At 71.2% G+C, this 22,483-nt stretch carries 20 protein-coding genes; 17 read left to right on the top strand and 3 right to left on the bottom strand.

The window, feature by feature from the left end; genetic code table 11:
- Positions 1-396, top strand: a complete 396-nt coding sequence (locus ABZ848_RS26895; RefSeq protein WP_360835921.1) for a VOC family protein — start codon at positions 1-3, stop codon at positions 394-396.
- On the opposite strand, the gene ABZ848_RS26890 is transcribed toward ABZ848_RS26895, so the two are convergent.
- The gene (locus ABZ848_RS26890) at positions 385-1,065 is read right to left on the bottom strand and encodes a DUF6597 domain-containing transcriptional factor (RefSeq protein WP_360835919.1); all 681 of its coding nucleotides are present in this window, start codon (positions 1,063-1,065) and stop codon (positions 385-387) included. The two genes, ABZ848_RS26895 and ABZ848_RS26890, sit on opposite strands and share 12 nt — an antisense overlap.
- Positions 1,066-1,146: 81 nt before the next feature.
- Complete coding sequence (locus tag ABZ848_RS26885; RefSeq protein ID WP_360835918.1) at positions 1,147-2,076, bottom strand: AraC family transcriptional regulator; 930 nt, start codon at positions 2,074-2,076, stop codon at positions 1,147-1,149.
- Between the two features lie 81 nt (positions 2,077-2,157).
- Here ABZ848_RS26885 and ABZ848_RS26880 point away from each other — a divergent pair, with 81 nt between their 5' ends.
- Positions 2,158-2,994 carry an NAD(P)H-binding protein gene (locus tag ABZ848_RS26880; RefSeq protein ID WP_360835917.1) on the top strand — a complete coding sequence of 279 codons (837 nt, stop codon included), beginning with the start codon at positions 2,158-2,160 and terminating at the stop codon, positions 2,992-2,994.
- Positions 2,995-3,006: 12 nt separating this feature from the next.
- Here the strand turns inward: ABZ848_RS26880 and ABZ848_RS26875 are convergent, their stop codons facing one another.
- Positions 3,007-4,143, bottom strand: a complete 1,137-nt coding sequence (locus ABZ848_RS26875; protein WP_360835916.1) for a YihY/virulence factor BrkB family protein — start codon at positions 4,141-4,143, stop codon at positions 3,007-3,009.
- A 753-nt stretch (positions 4,144-4,896) separates the two neighbouring features.
- On the opposite strand from ABZ848_RS26875, the gene ABZ848_RS26870 reads away from it, so the two are divergent.
- The 15 genes from ABZ848_RS26870 to cysD all read left to right on the top strand — a co-directional run bounded on the left by ABZ848_RS26870 (position 4,897) and on the right by cysD (position 22,329).
- A complete protein-coding gene (locus ABZ848_RS26870) occupies positions 4,897-7,332 on the top strand; it encodes a Pls/PosA family non-ribosomal peptide synthetase (protein ID WP_360835914.1) in 2,436 nt (811 codons plus the stop codon).
- A gap of 29 nt (positions 7,333-7,361) precedes the next feature.
- The gene (locus ABZ848_RS26865; RefSeq protein ID WP_360836236.1) at positions 7,362-9,467 is read left to right on the top strand and encodes a non-ribosomal peptide synthetase; all 2,106 of its coding nucleotides are present in this window, start codon (positions 7,362-7,364) and stop codon (positions 9,465-9,467) included.
- 14 nt (positions 9,468-9,481) lie between these two features.
- Complete coding sequence (locus ABZ848_RS26860) at positions 9,482-10,483, top strand: TauD/TfdA family dioxygenase (RefSeq protein WP_360835912.1); 1,002 nt, start codon at positions 9,482-9,484, stop codon at positions 10,481-10,483.
- Complete coding sequence (gene sbnB, locus ABZ848_RS26855; RefSeq protein WP_360835910.1) at positions 10,480-11,511, top strand: 2,3-diaminopropionate biosynthesis protein SbnB; 1,032 nt, start codon at positions 10,480-10,482, stop codon at positions 11,509-11,511. Before ABZ848_RS26860 ends, sbnB begins: the two co-directional genes overlap by 4 nt.
- A gap of 37 nt (positions 11,512-11,548) precedes the next feature.
- Positions 11,549-12,520, top strand: coding sequence for a 2,3-diaminopropionate biosynthesis protein SbnA (gene sbnA / locus ABZ848_RS26850; protein WP_360835909.1), 972 nt, complete (start codon positions 11,549-11,551; stop codon positions 12,518-12,520).
- Between the two features lie 121 nt (positions 12,521-12,641).
- Positions 12,642-14,273, top strand: a complete 1,632-nt coding sequence (locus tag ABZ848_RS26845) for an acyl-CoA dehydrogenase family protein (protein WP_360835907.1) — start codon at positions 12,642-12,644, stop codon at positions 14,271-14,273.
- Positions 14,274-14,567: 294 nt separating this feature from the next.
- On the top strand, positions 14,568-15,875 hold the full coding sequence (locus tag ABZ848_RS26840; RefSeq protein WP_360835906.1) for a GAF domain-containing protein: 1,308 nt from the start codon (positions 14,568-14,570) through the stop codon (positions 15,873-15,875).
- A gap of 122 nt (positions 15,876-15,997) precedes the next feature.
- Positions 15,998-17,278 (top strand): hypothetical protein, encoded by a 1,281-nt coding sequence (locus tag ABZ848_RS26835; RefSeq protein WP_360835904.1) that lies wholly within the window; start codon positions 15,998-16,000, stop codon positions 17,276-17,278.
- Positions 17,279-17,346: 68 nt separating this feature from the next.
- Positions 17,347-17,919, top strand: a complete 573-nt coding sequence (locus ABZ848_RS26830) for a GNAT family N-acetyltransferase (protein ID WP_360835902.1) — start codon at positions 17,347-17,349, stop codon at positions 17,917-17,919.
- Positions 17,920-18,046: 127 nt separating this feature from the next.
- Complete coding sequence (locus ABZ848_RS26825) at positions 18,047-18,130, top strand: putative leader peptide (protein WP_313904670.1); 84 nt, start codon at positions 18,047-18,049, stop codon at positions 18,128-18,130.
- Between the two features lie 129 nt (positions 18,131-18,259).
- Entirely contained in the window at positions 18,260-19,957 is a 1,698-nt protein-coding gene (locus ABZ848_RS26820) for a nitrite/sulfite reductase (RefSeq protein ID WP_360835900.1), read from the top strand.
- The gene (locus ABZ848_RS26815) at positions 19,954-20,133 is read left to right on the top strand and encodes a hypothetical protein (protein WP_360835899.1); all 180 of its coding nucleotides are present in this window, start codon (positions 19,954-19,956) and stop codon (positions 20,131-20,133) included. The genes ABZ848_RS26820 and ABZ848_RS26815 overlap by 4 nt, the downstream gene beginning before the upstream one ends.
- On the top strand, positions 20,130-20,840 hold the full coding sequence (locus ABZ848_RS26810; RefSeq protein ID WP_360835898.1) for a phosphoadenylyl-sulfate reductase: 711 nt from the start codon (positions 20,130-20,132) through the stop codon (positions 20,838-20,840). Before ABZ848_RS26815 ends, ABZ848_RS26810 begins: the two co-directional genes overlap by 4 nt.
- Positions 20,841-20,860: 20 nt before the next feature.
- Positions 20,861-21,397 (top strand): adenylyl-sulfate kinase, encoded by a 537-nt coding sequence (cysC, locus tag ABZ848_RS26805; protein WP_360835897.1) that lies wholly within the window; start codon positions 20,861-20,863, stop codon positions 21,395-21,397.
- Positions 21,394-22,329 carry a sulfate adenylyltransferase subunit CysD gene (gene cysD, locus ABZ848_RS26800; protein WP_360835896.1) on the top strand — a complete coding sequence of 312 codons (936 nt, stop codon included), beginning with the start codon at positions 21,394-21,396 and terminating at the stop codon, positions 22,327-22,329. The genes cysC and cysD overlap by 4 nt, the downstream gene beginning before the upstream one ends.
- Positions 22,330-22,483: the final 154 nt, after the last annotated feature.

The raw sequence follows: 22,483 nt of genomic DNA, 5'->3' as shown, positions 1-22,483 counted from the left end.
ATGACTCCACGATTCGCCGTGATCGGCCTGGTCGCCTCCGACCTGGCCGCCTCGCTCGCCTTCTACCGCCGCCTCGGACTCGTCTTCCCCGAGGGCGCCGAGGACCAGCCGCACGTCGAGGCCGAACTCCCCGGCGGACTCACCCTCGCCCTCGACACCGAGGCGACCATCCGCTCGTTCCACGCCGCCTGGCAGCCGCCCACGACCGGCGGCAGGACCGCGCTGGCCTTCAAGTGCGCGTCCCCCGCGGAGGTCGACTCCGTGTACGAGGATCTGGTGAGCGCCGGCTACCACGGCGAGCTCAAGCCGTGGGACGCCTTCTGGGGCATGCGGTACGCGGTGGTGCACGACCCGGACGGCAACGGCGTCGACCTGTTCGCGCACCTAGCCCAGTAGCCGGCCGAGCGGCAGCCCAGCCAACTCCTTGACGTCCCGCGCGAGATGGGCCTGATCGGCGAACCCGGCAAGCACCGCGGTCTCGGCGTACGACACCCCGCTCCGGGCCAGCGAGAGCGCCCGCTGGAGCCGCAGCACCCGGGCCAGCGTCTTGGGTCCGTAGCCGAAGGCGGCCAGGGAGCGACGGTGCAACTGCCGGGTGCCGAGCCCGAGTTCGTCGGCGACCGCACCCACGGCGCGACCCGAGTCGAGGGCCGACACGAGGTGTCGTAGCAGAGGATCCGGTGGTGTGGTGTCGGCCGCGCGGCTCAACGCCAGTTCCTCCAGGCCGCTTTCGGGATCGCCGGCCGCGTTCACGCGTGCGGTGAGCCGCCGGACGGCCAAGGCGGGCCACAGGTCGGCGAGTTCGACCCGCCGGTCCCGCAACTCGTGTGCGGGCACACCGAGCAGCGCGGGCGCGGTGCCGGGGTAGAACCGCACTCCGACCCACACACCGCCCGAGCCCTGGGTGACGTAGGCACGGGTATCGGGCCCGGCAACAAGCAACCGCCCGTCGTGCCACAACAGATCCATACACCCGTCGGGCAGGACCCGACCGCCGCCGACGCCCGCCGGCGCGTTCCGCCAAACGACCGCGTCCCGGAACCGTGACGCCCTCTCCGTGTACACATAGACCAGCGTAAACGCGCCCCTTAAGGGGCGCGGGGAACTGCGCGACCAGCCACACTCAACCCGCAGCCCGCAACGGCCCTATCCCGCCCGATGCTCCTGCGGACTCACCCCGTAAACCCTCTTGAACGCACTGGACAACGCGAACGCACTCCCGTACCCCACCTGCCGGGCGATCGCGTCCAACGTGGCGTCCGAGTCCCGCAGGCGATCCGCGGCCAGGGCCAGCCGCCACCCGGTCAGGTACGTCATCACCGGCTCCCCCACCAGCTCCGTGAACCTCCGAGCCAGCGCCGCCCGCGACACCCCCGCCTTCGCCGCCAGCGAGGCGACCGTCCACGGGTGCGCCGGATCGTCCTGGACCAGCCGCAGCACCCGCCCGACCACCGGGTCCGCCATCGCCCGGTACCAGGTCGGCGGCTCCCCCTCCGGCCGCGAGAACCACGCCCGCAGCGCCGCGATGACCAGCAGGTCGAGAAGACGGTCCAGGACGACCTCCTGCCCGGGCTCGTCCCGTACGACCTCCTCCATGAGCAGCGGCGTGAGCGGGCACTCCCACACGTCAGCGGTCAGCGTGAGCAGCGGCGGCAAGGCATCCAGCAGCCGCCCGCTGATCTCCCCCTGCATCAGATACGTGCCGATCAGCATCACCGTGGAACCGCCCGGGCTGTCGCCCCAGGTGCGCACCCCCAGGTCCATGGAGCCCTTCAGGGAGCGTCCGTCGGGGTACACGCACTCCGCACCCGGCAGGATCAGCGCCTGCGGCACCGTACCGGGATCGTCACCGCACGTGTACGGGCCCGGACCGCGCGCGATCGCGAGGTCACCGGCCCGCAGCAGCACCGGCTCTCCGCTCTCCGGCGTGATCCAGGAGTCGCCGCGCACCATGAGCATCACGGTGAGCGGGGCCCGGTCCTCGATGCGCACCGCCCAGGGCGGGTCGAAGCACGCGCGGATCATGAAGGCGCCACGCGCGCGTGGACCCTCCAGAAGGCCTGCAAGGGCGTCCATGCGACCAGCGTAGACGCGGGCGTATGGGAATGAGCCGTTCAGCGATGGTCCCTTGGGGAGCACGGCAGTTGACTGGCCCGCATGACACGGAACACGCGGAACACGACGGTTGTGGTGACCGGGGCGACCGGTCGTACGGGTCGGCGGGTGGCCCAGGCGGCGCAGGCCGCCGGGCTGACGGTGCGGGCGGCCTCGCGGGCTCAGGGTTTCGACTGGGCGGAGCGGTCGACGTGGGCGGACGTGCTGCGGGGCGCGGACGCGGCGTATCTCGCCCACCCCTCGGACATCGGCGCGCCGGACGCGGCCCGGGCGATCGGACTGCTCGCGCAGGAGGCGGTCTCGCTCGGCGTACGGCGGCTCGTGCTGCTGTCGTCGCGGGGCGAGGAGCGGGCGCGGCCGGCCGAGGAGGCGTTGCGCGAGTCGGGGGCGGAGTGGACGGTCGTACGGGCCGCCTGGTTCGCGCAGAACTTCAGCGAGGGGCCGCTGGTGGAGGGGTTCCGGCTGAGCGGGGAACTGGTGTTCCCGGGCGGTGAGGTGCGCGAGCCGTTCATCGACGCGCGGGACATCGCGGACGTCGTGGTGGGGGTGCTGACCGCGGGTGAGCGGTACGCGGGGCAGGCGGTCGCCGTCTCGGGGCCGCGGCTGCTGACCTGGGGCGAGGCGGTCGCGGAGATCGCGAAGGCGACGGGGCGTGAGCTGACGTACACGGCCGTGTCGGCGCGTGAGTACGGGGAGAACCTGGCCGGGTTCGGGGTGCCGCCGGAGGAGGTCGCGTTCCTGGTCGAGCTGTTCGAGTCGCTGCTCGACGGGCGGAACGCGTATCTGTCGGACGGTGTTCAGCAGGTCCTGGGGCGCGAGCCGCGCGACTTCACGGAGTTCGCGCGGGAGGCGGCGGCCGCCGGGACCTGGAAGGTCTGAGCGGATTCGCTCTCAGGAGCTCTCCGGCTTGTGCGGCGGGTGCGTGCTCTTCACATGGGTGCGCAGGCGTGAGGTGACGTCCTCCGGCGGCAGGAAGCGCGACCAGCGCTCGGGGAACTCCGAGGGCATGTCGGGGTCGCCCGGGTCGGTCTCCTGGCCCGCGGCCGTGCGGGCCACGTGCTCGGCCAGCTGTGCCTCGCGCACCCGCTCGTTGGCGGCGCGGGCCGCGGCCGTCGCGGCGGCGGGCCACACCCGGTCGATCGCCGCGTTGACCGCGGCCCCGACGAGCACGGCGAACGCGGACACGCCGATCCACAGCAGCACGGCGACGGCGGCGGCGAGCGAGCCGTAGATGGTGGCGCCCTCGATGGTGTTGGTGATGTAGATGCGCAGCAGGAAGCTGCCGAGCACCCACATGGCCAGCGCCACCAGGGCGCCGGGCACGTCCTCGATCCAGGGCGAGCGCACCGGCACGGACACGTGGTAGAGCGTCGTCAGGAAGACGACGGACAGGATGATGACCACGGGCCAGTACAGGACCTGCACCAGCGTCTCCGACCAGGGCACGATCCGTACCACCGCGTCCGGGCCCGCGACCATCAGCGGCAGCGCGATCGAGCCGATCAGCAGGGCCACGACGAACAGCAGGAACGACATCACCCGCGTCTTGACGATCCCGCGCACGCCGTCGAGGCCGTACATCACGGTGATGGTGTCGATGAAGACGTTCACGGCGCGGGAGCCCGACCACAGGGCGAACACGAAGCCGATGGAGATGACGTCGGGGCGGCCGCCCTTGACCACGTCGTGCAGGATCGGCTGGGCGATCTCGGTGACGCCCTTGTCGGACAGGACCGTGCGGGAGGCGTCCAGGATGTTGCTCTGGAGGCTGCTGATGGTGTCGGTGCCGGTCCAGTCGTCGACGTAGCCGAGCAGACCGATCAGGCTGAGCAGCAGCGGCGGCACGGACAGCAGCGTGAAGAACGCGGCCTCGGCGGCGAGGCCCAGGATGCGGTACTCCATGCAGGAGTTGACGGTGTCCTTCAGCAACAGCCAGGCGGTCCTGCGCTTCGAGACGTTCCGGTAGAGGGCACGCGCTCGGTGGAGGCGGCCTGAGGACCGCTGCGGGGATTCACTTGCCTGCTGCACGACCTAAAGGTATCCGCCGTACCTGAGTGCACTCATCCCCCGCCCGGTCGGCACGTCCCATTTTTCTGTCATGTCCGCGTTGGCCGGATTGTTCTACAACTCATTTCCCCTTCTTTGTAAACGGCACACGTCGGGGCCCTGATCACGCGTTCCGGGAGATCCGGAAATCGCCAATGACTGAAACGCCCTTGAAGCGTTCATGAGATTTCCGAAAGAATTCGGACTGCATTCTTGTGCCCGCCGAGACCGGCTCAGGCGCACATGACACGGGGGACTTCAGGGGACCACTCCCACAACTCTCGCTCATTTCCGCACCATTTCGAATACCCGCGTGAACAGCGAACGGGATTCGACCGTATTCATCTCGGGGGAATTCTCATGCCTGCTCCGCACCCGTTGACGCATACGCCGTCACAGGCCCACCGAGGCGGCGCGGATTCACCTGTGCCACGAATCGCGGGAGTGGACGCGGTCCGCGGACCCGCACTGCCCGGAATGCCCTCCCTCCATGTGTACGGCGCTGTGCCCGAGCCGCCCTCCCACGGCGACCCGGTCCTCGGCTCGGCCGCCGCGCCGCTCGGGGCCGTGGGCAGCATGTTGAGCCGGGGGCCGCTGGGAATTTCTGTGGCGGCTGGGGCGAAATTCGTGCGCCGGGCCGCGGAATGTCCGCGCGGTGCAACAACCGGGCGATCACCGCAACCGGACAAGCCGCATAAGTCGTAAAGCCTGTAAAACCCGTAAGGAGCGCACGTGGTGGGAAAAATCGACACCGGCACGGAAAATGTCCTGGCCGAGGTTCTGGCCGGTGTGGTCAAGGTGGAGAACATACCGGTCGACAGCCATTTCTTCGACGATCTCGGCGCCAACTCCCTGGTGATGGCCCACTTCTGCGCCCGGGTCAGGAAACGCCCGGATCTGCCCTCGGTCTCGATGAAGGACGTCTACGGCAACCCGACGATCCGGTCCCTCGCGGCCGCCCTGGACACCGCACCGGCCCCGGCCCCCGCCGAGCCGCCGGCCCCGGCGCCCGAGCCCGGCAGCACCCCGCGCCATCTCCTGTGCGGCGCGCTGCAGTTCCTGGTCTTCGCCGCCTACTGCGCGCTCGCCGGGATCGTCATGGGCCGGGGCTACGAGTGGATCTCCGCCGTGGACGGGGTCGTCGCCATCTATGTGCGCTCGCTGGTCTTCGGCGCGGCGGTGTTCGCGGGCGCCTGCGTGCTCCCGGTCGCCGCCAAGTGGCTGCTGGTCGGCCGGTGGAAGGAGACCGAGTTCCCCGTCTGGAGCCTCGCCTACGTCCGCTTCTGGACCGTCAAGGCGCTGCTGCACGCCAACCCGCTGCTGCTGTTCGCCGGCAGCCCCCTGTACGTGCTGTACCTGCGGGCCCTCGGCGCGAGGATCGGCAAGGGCGTCACGATCCTGTCGCACTCGGTGCCGGTCTGCACCGACCTGCTGACGGTCGGATCCGGCTCGGTGATCCGCAAGGACTCCTACTTCCTGTGCTACCAGGCGCAAGCGGGCCGCATCCGCACCGGCCGTGTGACGCTCGGCAGGGACGTGTACGTCGGTGAGAAGACCGTCCTCGACATCGGCACGACGATGGGCGACGGCTCGCAGCTGGGCCACTCCTCCGCGCTGTACGGCGGCGCGTCGGTCCCGGCGGGCGGGCGGTGGCACGGCTCCCCGGCCGTGCGCACGGACGTCGACTACGTCCGCATCCCGCCCGCCCGCGTCTCCACGCTCCGCAGGGCCGTGTACGGCCTCGGGGGCCTGCTGCAGATGCTGGTCGTGTACGTGCCCGTCGCGGTCGGCGGAACCTACCTGCTGCTGACGGTGGTCCCCGCCCTGGACACCCTCCTCGACCCGAGCTCCCAGGACCTCGGCTCGGCCGCCTTCTACGGCGAGGCGCTCGGCTTCTCGCTGGCCGCCTACGCGGGCTTCGTGGTCCTCGGCTTCGCCGCCGTGTCCCTGCTGCCGCGCCTGCTGAGCCCGCTGCTGCGCCCCGACCGGGTCTACCCGCTCTACGGTCCGCACTACTCGGTGCAGCGCGCCATCGCCCGGATCAGCAACGTCAAGTTCTTCAAGTGGCTGTGCGGCGACAGCTCGTACATCGTCCACTACCTCCGGTCGATCGGCTACGACCTCTCGCACGTCGAGCAGACCGGCTCCAACTTCGGCACCGAGGTGCAGCACGAGACTCCGCTCCTGGTGAGCGTGGGCAGCGGCACGATGGTCGCCGACGGACTCTCGGTCGTGAACGCCGACTTCTCCGGCACGTCCTTCCGGGTCTCGCGGGCGACGATCGGCGCGCACAGCTTCCTGGGCAACAACATCGCCTATCCCAGCGGCGGCCGTACCGGCGAGAACGTCCTGCTGGCGACCAAGGTGATGGTCCCGCTGGACGGCGAGGTCCGCGAGGGCGTGGGTCTCCTCGGCTCGCCCGCCTTCGAGATCCCGCGCTCGGTGGAGCGCGACAGCCGCTTCGACCACCTGCGCGAGGGCGACGAACTGCGAGACCGGCTGGCCCGGAAGAACCGTTACAACCTGCGCTCCATGGGCCTGTTCCTGTTCGTGCGCTGGCTGCACTGGTTCGCACTGAGCGTGCTCGGCTTCGCCGCCTTCGACCTGTACGGCGCCCACGGCGTCCTCGGCGGTCTGCTGATCGGCGCGTCCCTGATCGTCGGCCTGGCGTTCTCCACCGGCTACTACGTGCTGGTGGAGCGGCTGATCACCCGCTTCCGGCCGCTCAGGCCGCGGCTGGTGTCGATCTACGACCCGCACTTCTGGTGGGTGGAGCGCCTGTGGAAGGTGCCCGACAACCACCTCGTCGTGTTCAACGGGACGCCGTTCAAGAGCTTCGTCTGGCGGCTGCTCGGTGTGCGGATGGGGCGCCGGGTCTTCGACGACGGCTGCTACATCACCGACCGCACGCTGGCCGCGATCGGCGACGACTGCACGCTCGCCGCGCACACCAAGGTGCAGGCCCACTCGCAGGAGGACGGCACCTTCAAGTCCGACCACATCACGATCGGCGCCGGCTGCACGCTCGGCACCGGATCGCTCGTGCACTACGGCGTCTCGATGGGCGACGGCGCCGTGCTCGCGCCCGACTCCTTCCTGATGAAGGGCGAGGAGATGCCGCCCGGGTCGCACTGGGGAGGCAACCCGGCGGTCGCACCGCGGCACGGCTGACAGCAAGAGAAGCACAACAGGGGGAAATGATGGAAACGATCCCGCGGTGGACGCTCACTCCGACACCGGGCGTCGCCGACTGTGAACTGCCGCTGCCCGAGGGCGTGTCGAAGGAGCCCTCCGCCCTCGCCGCCGCGCACACCAAGGTGCTGGCCGCGCTGACCGGCGGCCCCGCGGTGGCCGCCCGCCTGGAGGACGCCGGGCTGCACGTCGCCTTCACCGGCCACGGCACTCTGCGGCTGCACTACCGCACCGACCTGCTGGACGCCGACGCAGCGGCCCGTATCGCCGGCTACCACCTCACCGCGCTCACCGACCCGGACCGCGCGACCCTGCTCTCCGAGGAGGAACTCCGGCTCCAGCTGGACGACCTGGCGGGCCCGGAGCGGGAGCTGCCGGACCGGCGGGTGCACGAGCTGTTCGAGGAGCGGGTGCTGCTGCACCCGGACGCGGTGGCCGCCGTGTCCGAGGCGGGGCAGTGGACGTACGCGGAGCTCAACTCCCGCGCCAACCGCATCGGCCGGGCGCTGCTCGCCCGCGGGCTGCGCCGCGAGGGCGTGGTCGCCGTGGTGATGGAGCGCGACCTCGACTGGCTGGCGGCGGTGCTCGGCGTCCTCAAGGCGGGCGGCGTCTATCTGCCCGTCGAGCCGCACTTCCCGGCCGACCGGATCGCCCGCACCCTGGAGCGGGCCGAGTGCCGGCTGGTGCTCACCGAGCGCGGCAGCGACGAGCACGTGGGCGGCGCGGTCCGCAAGGTGTTCGCGGACACCGCGTACGCCGAGGGCCACCCCGACCACGACCTGCGGCTGCCGGTCTGGCCCGACCAGCTCGCGTACATCTACTTCACCTCCGGCTCCACCGGCGAGCCCAAGGGGGCGATGTGCGAGCACGCCGGTTTCCTCAACCACGTCCTCGCGAAGATCTCCGACCTGGGCGTCGGCGCCGGGCGGACGGTCGCGCAGACCGCGCCCCAGTGCTTCGACATCTCGCTGTGGCAGCTGGTCTCCGCGCTGGTCGTGGGCGGGCGGACGCTGATCGTGGGGCAGGAGACGATCCTGGACGTGCCGCGGTTCGTGGACACGATCGTGCGGGGCCGGGTGAACGTGCTGCAGGTCGTGCCGTCGTATCTGGAGGCCGTGCTCGCCGAGTTGGGGCAGCGCCCGCGCGAACTGCCCGACCTGCGCTGTGTGTCGGTGACCGGCGAGGCGGTCAAGAAGGAGCTGGTGCAGCGCTGGTTCATGGCCCAGCCCGGCATCCGGCTCGTCAACGCCTATGGCCTGACGGAGACTTCGGACGACACCAACCACGAGGTCATGGACCGCGCGCCGGACGGCGACCGGGTGCCACTGGGGCGGCCGATCGCGAACGTCCGGGTGTACGTCGTCGACGAGGACCTGGTCCCCGTACCCCTGGGCGCCACCGGCGAGATCGTCTTCTCCGGCGTCTGTGTCGGCCGTGGTTACGTCAACGACCCCGAGCGGACCAAGGCGGCCTTCACCGACGACCCGTACCGGCCCGGCGAGCGGCTGTACCGCAGCGGCGACCACGGGCGCTGGCTGCCGGACGGGAAGCTGGAGTTCCTCGGCCGGCGCGACAGCCAGGTCAAGGTACGCGGTTTCCGGGTGGAGATCGGCGAGATCGAGAACGCGCTGCTGCGGGTGGACGGGGTGCGCGACGGCGCGGTCGTCGTCGTACGCGGAGCGCGGCTGGTGGCGTTCTGCTCCGGCCCCGAGCCGGTGGCGGCCGACGCGGTGCGGGAGCGGCTGGCCGCCTCGCTGCCCGCCTACATGGTTCCGGCCGTCGTGCACTGGCGACAGGCGCTGCCGCTGACCGCCAACGGCAAGACCGACCGCAAGACGCTCAACTCCCTTGCGGAGCAACTCGATTGCGACGGGGCCGAGGGATCCGGACTCCCCCGCACACCCGGTGAACGGCGGCTGGCCGCCGCCTGGGCCGAGGTGCTCGGCCTTCCGGCGGACCGCATCGGCCGCCTGGACCACTTCTTCGACCGCGGCGGCACCTCGCTGTCCGCGGTGAAGCTCGCGATCGCCCTGGACCGGGCGATCACGCTCAAGGACGTCACCCGCCATCCGGTCCTCGCCGAACTGGCGGGGCTGCTCGACCAGCACAGCTGAAAGGAACCCGCACGATGTCGCACTCTCCGACCCTTCTACCGGACGTGGAACCGGCTCCGGGCCGACCACCTCTCCTGTACGCGAAGTCGGCCGACGACCCGGTGAGCTGGGCCGCCGAGCACCGCGCCGCGCTGCGGGCCGCGGTCGCCGAGCACGGCAGCCTGCTGGTCCGCGGGCTGGCGCTGACCGGGCCCGCGGCCACGGAGGCCGTGTTCCGGCACCTCACCGACGGCCTGATGGCCGACCGGGAGCCCTTCGCTCCCCGCCGCTCCTACGCGGACGGCGTGTACTCCTCCTCCAAGTGGCCGCCCAACCAGCAGATGTGCATGCACCACGAGCTCAGCTACTCCCTGGACTTCCCGGGCCTGCTGCTCTTCGCGTGCCTGGTGGCCCCGGAGACGGGCGGCGCGACCGCCGTCGCGGACGGACCGACCGTGCTGGAGGCGCTGCCCGCCGCGCTGGTCGAGCGGTTCGAGCGGGAGGGCTGGCTGCTGACCCGGACGTACAACGACGAGATCGGCGCCTCGGTCGGCGAGGCCTTCGGCACCGAGGACCGGGCGGCCGTCGAGCGCTACTGCCGCAGCCACGCGATCGACTTCGCCTGGCAGGACGACGGCTCGCTGCACACCCGGCAGCACCGCAGCGCGGTGGTCCGCCACCCGGTGACCGGGCGGCGCTGCTGGTTCAACCAGATCGCCTTCCTGAACGAGTGGACGATGGACCCCGAGGTCCGCGAGTACCTGGTCGACGTGTACGGCCCCGACGGGCTTCCCTTCAACACCCGTTTCGGGAACGGCGATCCGCTGGACGAGGACATCGTCGCCACGATCAACGAGGTGTACGAGGCGCACACCCTGCGCGAGCCGTGGCGCGCCGGCGACCTGCTGCTCGTCGACAACATCCGTACGGCGCACAGCCGCGAGCCCTTCGAGGGCCCGCGCGAGGTGCTGGCCGCGCTCGGGGATCCCGTACGACTGACCGACTGCGCACCGACCGTCGAGGTGAGGACCGCATGACCGCAGCACCCGCACCGTCCTTCTCGGTCGTCTCCGGAGAGCAGGTCGTCGAGGCCCTGGGTGGCCGTGAGCCGGAGATCGGCGAGCTCGTCGAGGCCGTGTACCGGCTGCACGGGGAGGGCGACTCGGTGAACCCGCCCTCGTACTTCCTGCGCTTCCCGGACCGGCCCGGCTCCCGGATCATCGCGCTGCCCGCCTCGCTGGGCGGACCGCTGCGGGTGGACGGCCTGAAGTGGATCTCCAGTTTCCCGGAGAACACCAGGTCGGGCCTGCCGCGCGCCTCGGCGGTGCTGATCCTGAACGACCCGGAAACCGGTTACCCGTACGCCTGTCTGGAGAGTTCGGTGATCAGCGCGACGCGCACGGCGTCCTCGGCGGCCCTCGCGGCCGACCGGCTGAGCCGTACCCGGACGCGCCCGACGCGGGTCGGCTTCATCGGCACGGGTCTGATCGCCCGTTACATCCACACGCATCTCACGGCCACGGGCTGGGAGTTCGAGGAGACGGGGGTGCACGACCTGGCCCCGGAGAGCGCGGCCGGCTTCGGCTCCTACCTGGAGCGCACCGGCGCCGGGGGCAAGGTCACCGTGCACGACAGCCCCGAATCCCTGGTCCGGGCAAGCGACTTGATCGTGTTCGCCACGGTCGCGTCCGAGCCGTACATCCACGACCCGTCCTGGTTCGCGCACCACCCGCTCGTCCTGCACGTCTCGCTGCGCGACCTCGACCCGCACATCCTGCTGGCGTCCGCGAACTACGTGGACGACGTGGAGCACTGCCTCAAGGCCCAGACCTCGCCGCACCTGGCCGAACAGCTCACCGGTGGGCGGGAGTTCCTCGACGGCACGCTCAACGACGTACTGACCGGGCGGTCCACCGTCCCGGCCGACCGGACGGTGGTGTTCTCGCCGTTCGGACTGGGGGTGCTCGACCTCGCGGTCGGCAGGTTCGTCCACGACGAAGTGGCCCGCAGGGGAGGGTTGCATGTCGTCGACGGGTTCTTCCACGAGCTGCGCCGGTACGGCTGACCGGCCGGGCTTCGTGACGCATGAGGAGGGGGGCAGCATGCCCGTCATTTCCGATCCCGTTCAATTCAACGAGAACGAGCTCTACGTCGACCTGCGGGCGGCGCTGGGGCTGCCGCTGTACCTGAAGTGCGAGGGCTTCAACTTCGCCGGCTCGATCAAGCTCAAGGCCGCCACGGAGATGGTGGACGCCGCCGAGCGGGACGGGCTGCTGCGGCCCGGTTCCGTGCTGGTCGAGTCCTCGTCCGGCAATCTCGGCGTGGCGCTGAGCGTGATCGCGGCGAGCCGGGGATACCGGTTTCTGTGCGTGACCGACGCGCGCTGCAACCAACCGACGATACGGCTGATGGAGGCGCTGGGCGCCCAGGTGCACGTCATCGAGGAGCCGGATGTGCGCGGCGGTTTCCTGGGGGCGCGGATGGCGTATGTGGCCGCGCTGTGCGCGTCCGACGACAGATACGTCTGGCTCAACCAGTACACCAACCAGGGGAACTGGAAGGCCCACTACCGCACGACCGCGCCCGCGATCGCCCGCCGTTTCCCCGACCTGGACGTGCTGTTCGTCGGCGCGGGCACGACCGGGACGCTGATGGGCTGCGCCCGCTGGTTCTGGCAGTGGCGGCGCCGGGTGCGGATCGTGGCCGTCGACAGCGTCGGCTCGGTCAGTTTCGGCCAGGCACCGGGCCGGCGGCTGATCCCGGGGCTGGGCACGAGCGTCCCGCCGGCCCTGCTGGACGAGTCCTACGTGGACGAGCTGATCCGGGTGGACGAGACGGACGCGGTGCTGGCCTGCCGGCGGCTGGCCGCGCGGGGGTTCCTGTTCGGCGGGTCCACGGGCACGGTGGTCAGCGGTGCGGGTCGGTGGCTCGCGGACCATGGCCATGCGGGGCTTGTCTCGGTGGCGATCGCTCCGGATCTCGGGGAGCGGTATCTGGACACGGTGTACCGGGCGGGGTGGCCGGCGGACGTGACGGAGACCGAGCCGGCGGCCGCGATGGCCCGGTCGGCGTGACCCGTCCTGTTCCAGGGGGCTCCGCCCCCTGGACCCCCGATCGGCCCTGAAGGGGCCTTGTCCTCAAACTCCCCCAAAGGAGGCACCCCCAGACGGGCTGGCTGTGCTGTACGTTCGCGACATGGCAGGCAGCACCCACACCGTGTCGAACCAGGCCCCGCCTCTGGTCGGCTACGACGTCTACACCGCCGACCGGGTCCTCACCTCCGCCGTCGACCGCCATCTCCCGCCACCCGTCCTCGACGAGGCGCACGGCGAGCTCGCCGCCCTGGGCCGGGCCTCCGGGTCCGCCCAGGTGCAGGAGTGGGGCGTCCAGGCCAATGAGCACCCGCCCCGGCTGCGCACCCACGACCGCTACGGCCACCGTGTCGACGAGGTCGACTTCCACCCCGCCTGGCACCGCCTGCTCGGCAAGGGCGTCGCCGCGGGCCTCACCGCCGCCTGGAACCGCCCCGGCGGCCATGTCCGCAGAGCGGCCGCGTTCCTGGTCTGGACCCAGGTCGAGGCCGGCAACCTCTGCCCGCTGTCGATGACCCACGCCGCCGTCCCCGCGCTGCGCGCCGACCCCGCCCTCGCCGGGGAGTGGGAGCCGCGGCTGACCTCCACCATCTACGACCGCGAGCTGCGCCCCGCCCACCTCAAGCCCAGCGCCCTGTTCGGGATGGGCATGACGGAGAAGCAGGGCGGCAGCGACGTCCGCGCCAACACCACGGCCGCGACCCCGCTCGCCGAGGCCGGTACGTACACCCTGACCGGGCACAAGTGGTTCTGCTCGGCGCCCATGTCGGACGGCTTCCTGGTGCTCGCGCAGGCCGAGGAGGGACTCACCTGCTTCCTCGTCCCGCGCGTCCTGGAGGACGGCTCGCGCAACCCCTTCCTCCTGCAGCGCCTCAAGGACAAGCTCGGCAACCGCTCGAACGCCTCCGCCGAGGTCGAGTTCGCCGGCACCTGGGCCCGCCGGGTGGGCGAGGAGGGCCGCGGGGTGCGCACCATCATCGACATGGTGGCGGCGACCCGGCTGGACTGCGTGCTGGGCTCGGCGGGGCTGATGCGGCAGGCCGTCGCCCAGGCCGTGCACCACTGCACGCACCGGGAGGTGTTCGGCGCGAAGCTCGTCGACAAGCCGCTGATGCGCAACGTGCTGGCCGACCTGGCCCTGGAGTCGGAGGCGGCGACCACCCTCGCGCTGCGTCTGGCGGCCGCCTACGACGACGGCGGCGAACAGGAGCGGGCGCTGCTGCGGATCGCCGTACCGACCGCCAAGTACTGGGTGACCAAGCGCTGTACGCCGGTCACGGTCGAGGCCGCGGAGTGCCTCGGCGGCAACGGGTACGTCGAGGAGTCGGGGCTGCCCCGGCTGGTGCGCGAGTCGCCGCTCAACTCGGTCTGGGAGGGCGCCGGGAATGTCCAGGCCCTCGACGTGCTGCGCGTGCTGCAGCGCGAGCCGCAGGCCCTCAACGCCTATCTGCAGGAGGTCGGCAGGGCGCGCGGTGCCGACCACCGGCTCGACGGCGCGATCAAGGGCCTGCTGACCGAACTCGCCGATCTGGAGGGCATCGAGGCCCGCGCCCGGCGGCTGACGGAGCGGCTGGCGCTGGTGCTCCAGGGCTCGCTGCTGGTCAGGTTCGCGCCACCCGAGGTCGCCGACGCCTTCTGCGCGGCCCGGCTGGGCGGCGACGGGGGCGCGGCCTTCGGCACCCTGCCGCACACCCTCGGCCTGGCCTCGGTCGTGGAGCGGGCCCGCCCGGTCTGACCTGCGGACATGAAAGTGCGGGGGTGGTGCTGCGCCGACACGGCACCACCCCCGCCACTGGCCCGTTCGAGGCCGCGAACGCCGCTCGGGACGGCGTCGCTCAATATTCAAACAAGCCGTGAGCGTTGCACCAGGGTTGCAAGGGGTTGCAACTTGCTGCTGTCTGTGGCCGGACCGCGCCCGTGCGTCAGCTACGAAAGGCACTATGAGACGGACAGTCAGGACCGACTCCGGCTCCCGTGTCCGAAACACGACGGGAAACGGTTGTCCCGAACCCTTCTCCGGGGAGGACCAGTGGCGCTCTCGCCGACGGACGTCGCCCAGCTCGCCGTGGTCGACACGGCGCGCGCGGCGCGGGTACTGAGCGAGGTCCGGTCGGCCGCCCTCGCCGGGCAGCGCGCCCCGATCGCGCCGCGCCCGGTGATCGAGCAGTCCTGGGAGCGCATGCTGCGCGGCGGCATCGATCCCGAACACGACCGCCGCTCCGGGCTGCTGTCCACCGACGAGGTGCGCCGGCGCCGGGAGACCACCGAGCTGCGGCACGTCATGCCGGTGCTGCGCGAGGGGCTGCTGTCGGTCGCGGACGTCGCCCACCACATCATGGTGGTCGCCGACGAGGACGGCCGGGTGCTGTGGCGGGAGGGCAGTTCGCCGGTGCTGCGCCGGGCCGACGGGCTGGGCTTCGAACTCGGCGCGGACTGGAGCGAGGACGTCGTCGGGACCAACGGCATCGGTACACCGGCGGTGGTGCGCAGGCCCGTGCAGGTCTTCGCCTCCGAGCACTTCGTCCGCTCGCAGACCACCTGGACGTGTACGGGCGCCCCCATCACGGACCCGCGCGACGGCCGGCTGCTCGGCGTGGTGGACGTCAGCGGACCGCTGGAGACGATGCACCCGGCGACGCTGGCCTGGGTCGACTCGGTGGCCAAGCTCGCCGAGGCCCGGCTGCGCGAGCTGCATCTGACCTCGCTGGAGCGGCTGCGCGCGGTGGCCGCCCCGGTGCTGTCCCGGCTGGGCGGCCGGGCGCTGGCGGTGGACCGGGACGGCTGGACGGCCGCGGTGACCGGAATGCCGTACATGAACCGGATGTCCCTGCCCAAGTCCCTGTCGGCGGGCCGCCGGTGGCTGTCGCCGCTCGGGCCGTGCTCGGTGGAGCCGCTGGGCGAGGGCTGGCTGATCCGGGCCTGCGACGAACCGGCGCCGCGGGTCGGTACCCGGGTCGTGCTCGACCTGACCCAGCCGCGCCGCTGGTCGGTGACGGCGACCGGGTACGCGGGCTCCTGGAGCCACGAACTGAGCCCCCGGCACGCGGAGTTGCTGTACCTGCTGGCCCTGCACCGGGACGGGCGCAGCGCGGCGGGGCTGGCCGAGGACGTGTTCGGCGACCCGGCCCGTACGGTGACCGTGCGCGCCGAGATGTCCCGAATACGGCGCTATCTCGGGGGGTTGCTGGAACACCGGCCCTACCGTTTCGCCGAGGACGCGGAGATCGAGGTGCTCCTGCCGGCCGACCCGCACGACCTGCTGCCGCACGCCCGGAGCGTGTCCACCCCGTCTCCCGGAGTGACATCACGGGGCAAAGAGGCGTCATCTTCCGCATAATTGCAAGGTCTTCGTCCCCGTAGGCGCCGGACTGCCGTAGCATCCCTCTACGGGCCACCCCACCTGCTCCTTTGGTCAACACACGGACCAATGAACGCAGTTGGCTCGCCTCGGGAGGACCTATGAAGCAGCGTGGCCGGCACCGTCGGCAGAAGCGGGGCAGGGCGCTGCGCGCTTTCCTCGCCGGGACGGCCCTCGCGCTCACCGCGGCCGCCACCATGATCAGCGCCTCGCAGGCCACGGTGAGCAAGGCCGACGCAGGCGTCAAGGAGCTCACCGGGTCCGCCGCCGGGTTCCGGCTGCAGGAGCGGCTGGTTCCGCAGGCCACGCTCGACCGGCTGTCCGCCTCCATGGGCAAGCCCGTCGGTGTGCGGGCCGTGCTGGACGACGCCGACCGCTCGCTGCGTGTCCCGGCCGACTGCACGAACGCCGACCGCTCGGCGCTGCCCGTGGTCCCGGTCGCCACGCGCGCGTACTGCTGGGACGCCGCCGACACCCGCGGCTGGCGGGCCGGCGCGGTCACCACCTCCGGGGACGCCGACGACGACGGCCACTGGGGCGAGCAGCGGGTGATCCTCTCCGGCTGGACCCATGACACCGGGACGGCGGGCCGCGCAGGCCTCGCCCGGGTCGCCTTCGTGAACGCGGACGACCCCGCCCACCTCACCTACACCTGGGTGCTGCTCACCGTCCCGGTCGACGGCGGCCGCGACTACCGCGGGCTCGCCTCCACCGTCTCCGGCCTGGTCTGGTACCAGGGCAAGCTGCTGGTCACCACGGCCGACGGCCTCTACGTCTACGACCTGCACCGCATCCAGCGGGCCGGCGTGGACAGCGGCCGGGTCGGCAAGGTGCGCGGCGGCTGGTCGGCGTACGGCGCCCGGTACGTACTGCCGGCCGTGGGCTCGTACCGGCTCACCGGCAAGACCCCGAGCGCCGCGGCGATCTCCCTGGACCGCAGCACCGCGCCGGACAGCCTGGTGGCGAGCGAGCGGGTGGCCGCGGACAGCGACCGGCACACCCGGCTGTGGCGCTACGCCTTCAGCAGCGACCCGGCCCGCGCCGGCCTGCTGGCCACCGACGCGGCCGGACGCGCGGTCGCGACGCAGGCGTACGAGACGAAGACCACGGGCGTCAGCGGTGTCCTGTCGTACGGGAAGAACTGGTATCTGGACCGCGCGTCCGACACCCGGGACGGCCGCGGCACACTCTGGCGGCAGACCTCGCGCGAGGCGCAGGCCACCGAGTGCGGCTCCGACGAGTCGAACCAGTGCTGGAGCGGCCGGGCGGGCTCCCTGTCCTACTGGGAGGAGACCGGCGAGGTCTGGTCCCAGTCGGGCCGGATGCTCTACGCGCTGCCGCTGAGCTCGGTCGACCGGGCCCTGGACGACGACGAGGACTAGAGCGCGGACGGCAGACCTCCGTAGATCGCGATCGACAGATCTCCGGCGCGGATGATTCCCTGGCGGGCATGACGAACATCCCCGTGACCACCTGGTCCCTGGAGCAGACCGCCCCGACCGACGTCCTCCCGGCCGCCGCGCCCGACGGGGACGTGCGGATCGTCCGCTCCGAGGTGCCCTCCCCCGAGTTCAGCCGATTCCTGTACGCGTCCGTCGGCGGCGACATCCGCTGGATCGACCGGCTGGGCTGGTCGTACGGGCAGTGGGAGGAGCACCTGGCGCGGCCGGGCGTGGAGACGTGGGTGGCGTACGACCGGGGCACGCCCGCCGGGTACGTGGAGCTGGAGCCGCAGGACGACGGGGTCGTGGAGATCGTCTACTTCGGGCTGATCCCCGCCTTCCGGGGCCGCCGGATCGGCGGGCACCTGCTGTCGTACGGCGCCGCCCGCGCCTGGGACCTCGCGGAACGCTGGCCGGGGCTGGCCACGACGAAGCGGGTCTGGCTGCACACCTGCAGCCTGGACGGGAAGCACGCGATGGACAACTACCTGCGCCGGGGCTTCAAGCTCTTCGACACCAAGGTCGAGGAGCAGGCAGAGGTGGCCGCGCCCGGTCCCTGGCCCGGGGCATACCGCGCCTGACCTGCATGGACAAGACACTCGGCAGCCGATGTGATCGACGACACCCTTGTCTCGCATTTCGGGACAAGGATGTCCGTATCGTGGACGAAGCTGGACTGTGTCCAGATTGCCGTGCCACGCTTCCGTCATGTCTGGAACTGGAATTGCCTTGGTGAGTCGGCGGCACGTCGACCTCGGCCGCATGTCCAGCGCCATCTGTCCGGCGTGCTGACGAGCCGCAGCACAGCCGACATCTTCTGACATTCCCTCTCATCCGGCGCAACGACGCGCACGTATGCCCATGCGCCCGAACGCGCAGGTCAGAGCCGAATTTCCGCCTGTCCCGAAGGACGTAATCACCATGGCCGCCACCCCGCAGAACCCTGCCGCCGCGACTCCCCGCCGCAAGGTGAGCCGTCACCGCGGTGAGGGCCAGTGGGCGATGGGGCACTACACCCCGCTCAACGGCAACGAGCAGTTCAAGAAGGACGACGACGGTCTCAATGTGCGGACACGCATTGAGACGATCTACTCGAAGCGGGGCTTCGACTCGATCGACCCCAACGACCTGCGCGGCCGTATGCGCTGGTGGGGCCTCTACACCCAGCGCAAGCCCGGGATCGACGGCGGCAAGACCGCGATCCTGGAGCCGGAGGAGCTGGACGACAAGTACTTCATGCTGCGGGTGCGGATCGACGGCGGACGCCTCACCACCCAGCAGCTGCGGGTGATCGGCGAGATCTCCCAGGAGTTCGCGCGCGGCAGCGCGGACATCACCGACCGGCAGAACATCCAGCTGCACTGGATCCGCATCGAGGACGTCCCGGAGATCTGGAACCGCCTGGAGGCGGTCGGGCTGTCCACCACCGAGGCCTGCGGCGACTGCCCGCGCGTGGTCATCGGCTCGCCGGTCGCCGGCATCGCCGAGGACGAGATCATCGACGGCACCTGGGCGATCGACGAGATCCACGAGCGCTACATCGGCAGCAAGGAGTTCTCCAACCTGCCGCGCAAGTTCAAGACGGCGATCTCCGGCTCCCCGCTGCTCGACGTCGTGCACGAGATCAACGACATCGCCTTCGTCGGCGTCGAGCACCCCGAGCACGGCCCCGGCTTCGACCTGTGGGTCGGCGGCGGCCTGTCCACCAACCCGAAGATCGGCGTCCGGCTCGGCGCCTGGGTGCCGCTGGAGGAGGTCCCGGACGTCTGGGCCGGTGTGGTCGGCATCTTCCGTGACTACGGCTACCGGCGCCTGCGCACCCGCGCCCGGCTGAAGTTCCTGGTCGCGGACTGGGGTCCGGAGAAGTTCCGCCAGATCCTCCAGGACGAGTACCTCAAGCGCACGCTGGTCGACGGGCCCGCGCCCGCCGAGCCCACCAACCGCTGGCGCGACCACGTCGGTGTGCACCGCCAGAAGGACGGCCGCTTCTACGTCGGTTTCGCGCCCCGCGTCGGCCGCGTCGACGGCGCCACCCTCACGAAGATCGCCGAGGTCGCCGAGGCGCACGGCTCGGGCCGGGTGCGGACGACCGTCGAGCAGAAGATGATCGTGCTGGACGTCGAGGAGGCGCAGGTCGAGCCGCTGGTCGAGGCCCTGGAGGCGCTGGACCTGACGGCCAAGCCGTCCCCGTTCCGGCGCGGCACCATGGCCTGCACCGGCATCGAGTACTGCAAGCTCGCCATCGTCGAGACCAAGGCCCGCGGCTCCCAGCTGATCGACGAACTGGAGCGCCGGATCCCGGAGTTCGACGAGCCGATCACCATCAACCTCAACGGCTGCCCGAACGCCTGCGCCCGTATCCAGGTCGCGGACATCGGTCTCAAGGGCCAGCTGGTCCTCAACGACAAGGGCGAGCAGGTCGAGGGCTACCAGGTGCACCTGGGCGGCGCGCTGGGCCTGGAGGCCGGGTTCGGCCGCAAGGTCCGTGGCCTGAAGGTGACTTCGGAGGAGCTGCCCGACTACGTCGAGCGGGTCCTGAAGCGGTTCCAGGCCGAGCGCGAGGAGGGCGAGCGGTTCGCCGCCTGGGCCTCCCGTGCGTCCGAGGAGGCCCTCTCATGAGTGAGCGGGCCGCCCCCTTCTACTGCCCCTACTGCGGCGACGAGGATCTCCGCCCGTCCGAGGAAGGTCACGGCGCGTGGGAATGCGGCGCGTGCAACCGGGCCTTCCAGTTGAAGTTCCTCGGGCTGCTCGCCCGGGGCCTTCAGCACTCCGAAGCAGGGGGAGACGAGACATGACCGCGGTGAAGGAAGAACGTACGACCGAGGATCTCAAGGCGCTCGCCGAGCAGGCGGGCCGCGACCTGGAGGACGCCTCCGCGCTGGAGATCCTCCAGTGGGCGGCCGACACCTTCGGCAAGCGCTTCTGCGTGACCTCGTCCATGGAGGACGCGGTGGTCGCCCACCTCGCCTCCCGGGCCATGCCCGGCGTGGACGTGGTGTTCCTCGACACCGGCTACCACTTCGAGGAGACCATCGGCACCCGGGACGCGGTCGAGGCCGTGATGGACGTCAACGTCATCACCCTCACCCCGCGGCAGACGGTCGCCGAGCAGGACGCGGAGTACGGCCCCAAGCTGCACGACCGCGACCCCGACCTGTGCTGCAAGCTGCGCAAGGTCGAGCCGCTGGAGCGGGGCCTCGCCAACTACCTGGCCTGGGCGACCGGTCTGCGCCGCGACGAGTCCCCGACCCGGGCGAACACCCCGGTCGTCGGCTGGGACGAGAAGCGGCGGAAGGTCAAGATCTCCCCGATCGCCCGCTGGACCCAGGACGACGTGGACGCGTACGTCGCCGAGCACGGCGTACTGACGAACCCCCTGCTGATGGACGGCTACGCGTCCGTCGGCTGCGCCCCCTGCACCCGCCGGGTGCTGGCGGGCGAGGACGCGCGCGCCGGCCGCTGGGCGGGGCGCGCGAAGACCGAGTGCGGGCTGCACGGATGACGACGATTCAGGAGACACACGTGACGACCGGAGCCACCGTCTGGCTCACGGGTCTGCCGAGTGCCGGCAAGACCACCATCGCGTACGAGCTGGCCGGCCGGCTGCGCGAGGAGGGCCACCTCGTCGAGGTGCTCGACGGCGACGAGATCCGCGAGTTCATCTCCGCGGGCCTCGGTTTCAGCCGCGAGGACCGGCACACCAACGTGCAGCGCATCGGCTTCCTCGCCGAACTGCTCGCCCGCAACGGCGTCAAGGCGCTGGTCCCGGTGATCGCGCCCTACGCCGACAGCCGCGAGGCGGTGCGCAAGCGCCATCAGGAGGGCGGGGCGCCCTACATCGAGGTGCACGTGGCCACGCCGGTCGACGTGTGCTCCGTACGCGACGTGAAGGGTCTGTACGCCAAGCAGGCGGCGGGCGAGCTGACCGGGCTCACCGGGGTGGACGACCCCTACGAGGAGCCCGATTCGCCCGACCTGCGCATCGAGTCGCAGCACCAGACCGTCCAGGAGTCCGCGGCCGCGGTCCACGCGCTGCTCACCGAAAGGGGACTGGCATGACGACCGTTGCCACCGTGGCGGAGGGCACGGCCTCGCCGTACGCGCTCTCCCATCTGGACGCGCTGGAGTCCGAGGCCGTCCACATCTTCCGCGAGGTGGCGGGTGAGTTCGAGCGGCCGGTGATCCTGTTCTCCGGCGGCAAGGACTCCATCGTCATGCTGCACCTGGCACTGAAGGCCTTCGCCCCCGCGGCGGTCCCCTTCACGCTGCTGCACGTGGACACCGGGCACAACTTCCCCGAGGTCATCGAGTACCGCGACCGCACGGTCGAGAAGCACGGGCTGCGGCTGCACGTCGCGTCGGTGCAGGACTACATCGACCGGGGTGTGCTGAAGGAGCGTCCGGACGGGACCCGTAACCCGCTGCAGACGCTGCCGCTGACGGAGAAGATCCAGAGCGAGCGCTTCGACGCCGTGTTCGGCGGCGGGCGGCGCGACGAGGAGAAGGCCCGGGCCAAGGAGCGGGTGTTCTCGCTGCGGGACGAGTTCTCGCAGTGGGACCCGCGCCGGCAGCGGCCCGAGCTGTGGAACCTCTACAACGGGCGGCACGCTCCCGGCGAGCACGTCCGCGTGTTCCCGCTGTCCAACTGGACCGAGCTGGACGTCTGGCAGTACATCGCCCGCGAGGGCATCGAGCTGCCCGAGATCTACTTCGCGCACGAGCGTGACGTGTTCCTGCGCAGCAACATGTGGCTGACCGCGGGCGAGTGGGGCGGGCCGAAGGACGGGGAGACCGTCGAGAAGCGGCTCATCCGCTACCGGACCGTCGGTGACATGTCCTGCACGGGCGCCGTCGATTCGGACGCGGTGACCCTGGAGCAGGTGATCGCCGAGATCGCCGCGTCCCGGCTGACCGAGCGCGGTGCGACCCGCGCCGACGACAAACTGTCCGAGGCCGCGATGGAAGACCGTAAGCGCGAGGGGTACTTCTAAGCATGAGCACGACCACGGAACTCACCGAGACGACCCTGCTGCGGTTCGCCACCGCCGGTTCCGTCGACGACGGCAAGTCCACCCTCGTCGGCCGCCTGCTGCACGACTCCAAGTCGGTCCTCGCCGACCAGCTGGAGGCCGTCGAGCACGCCTC

The organism is Streptomyces sp. NPDC047081, from assembly GCF_040643775.1.
In the GTDB taxonomy this organism is placed as follows: domain Bacteria; phylum Actinomycetota; class Actinomycetes; order Streptomycetales; family Streptomycetaceae; genus Streptomyces.
The sequence above is the reverse complement of the archived record's forward strand: the minus strand, read 5'-3'. Positions and strand labels throughout refer to the sequence as shown.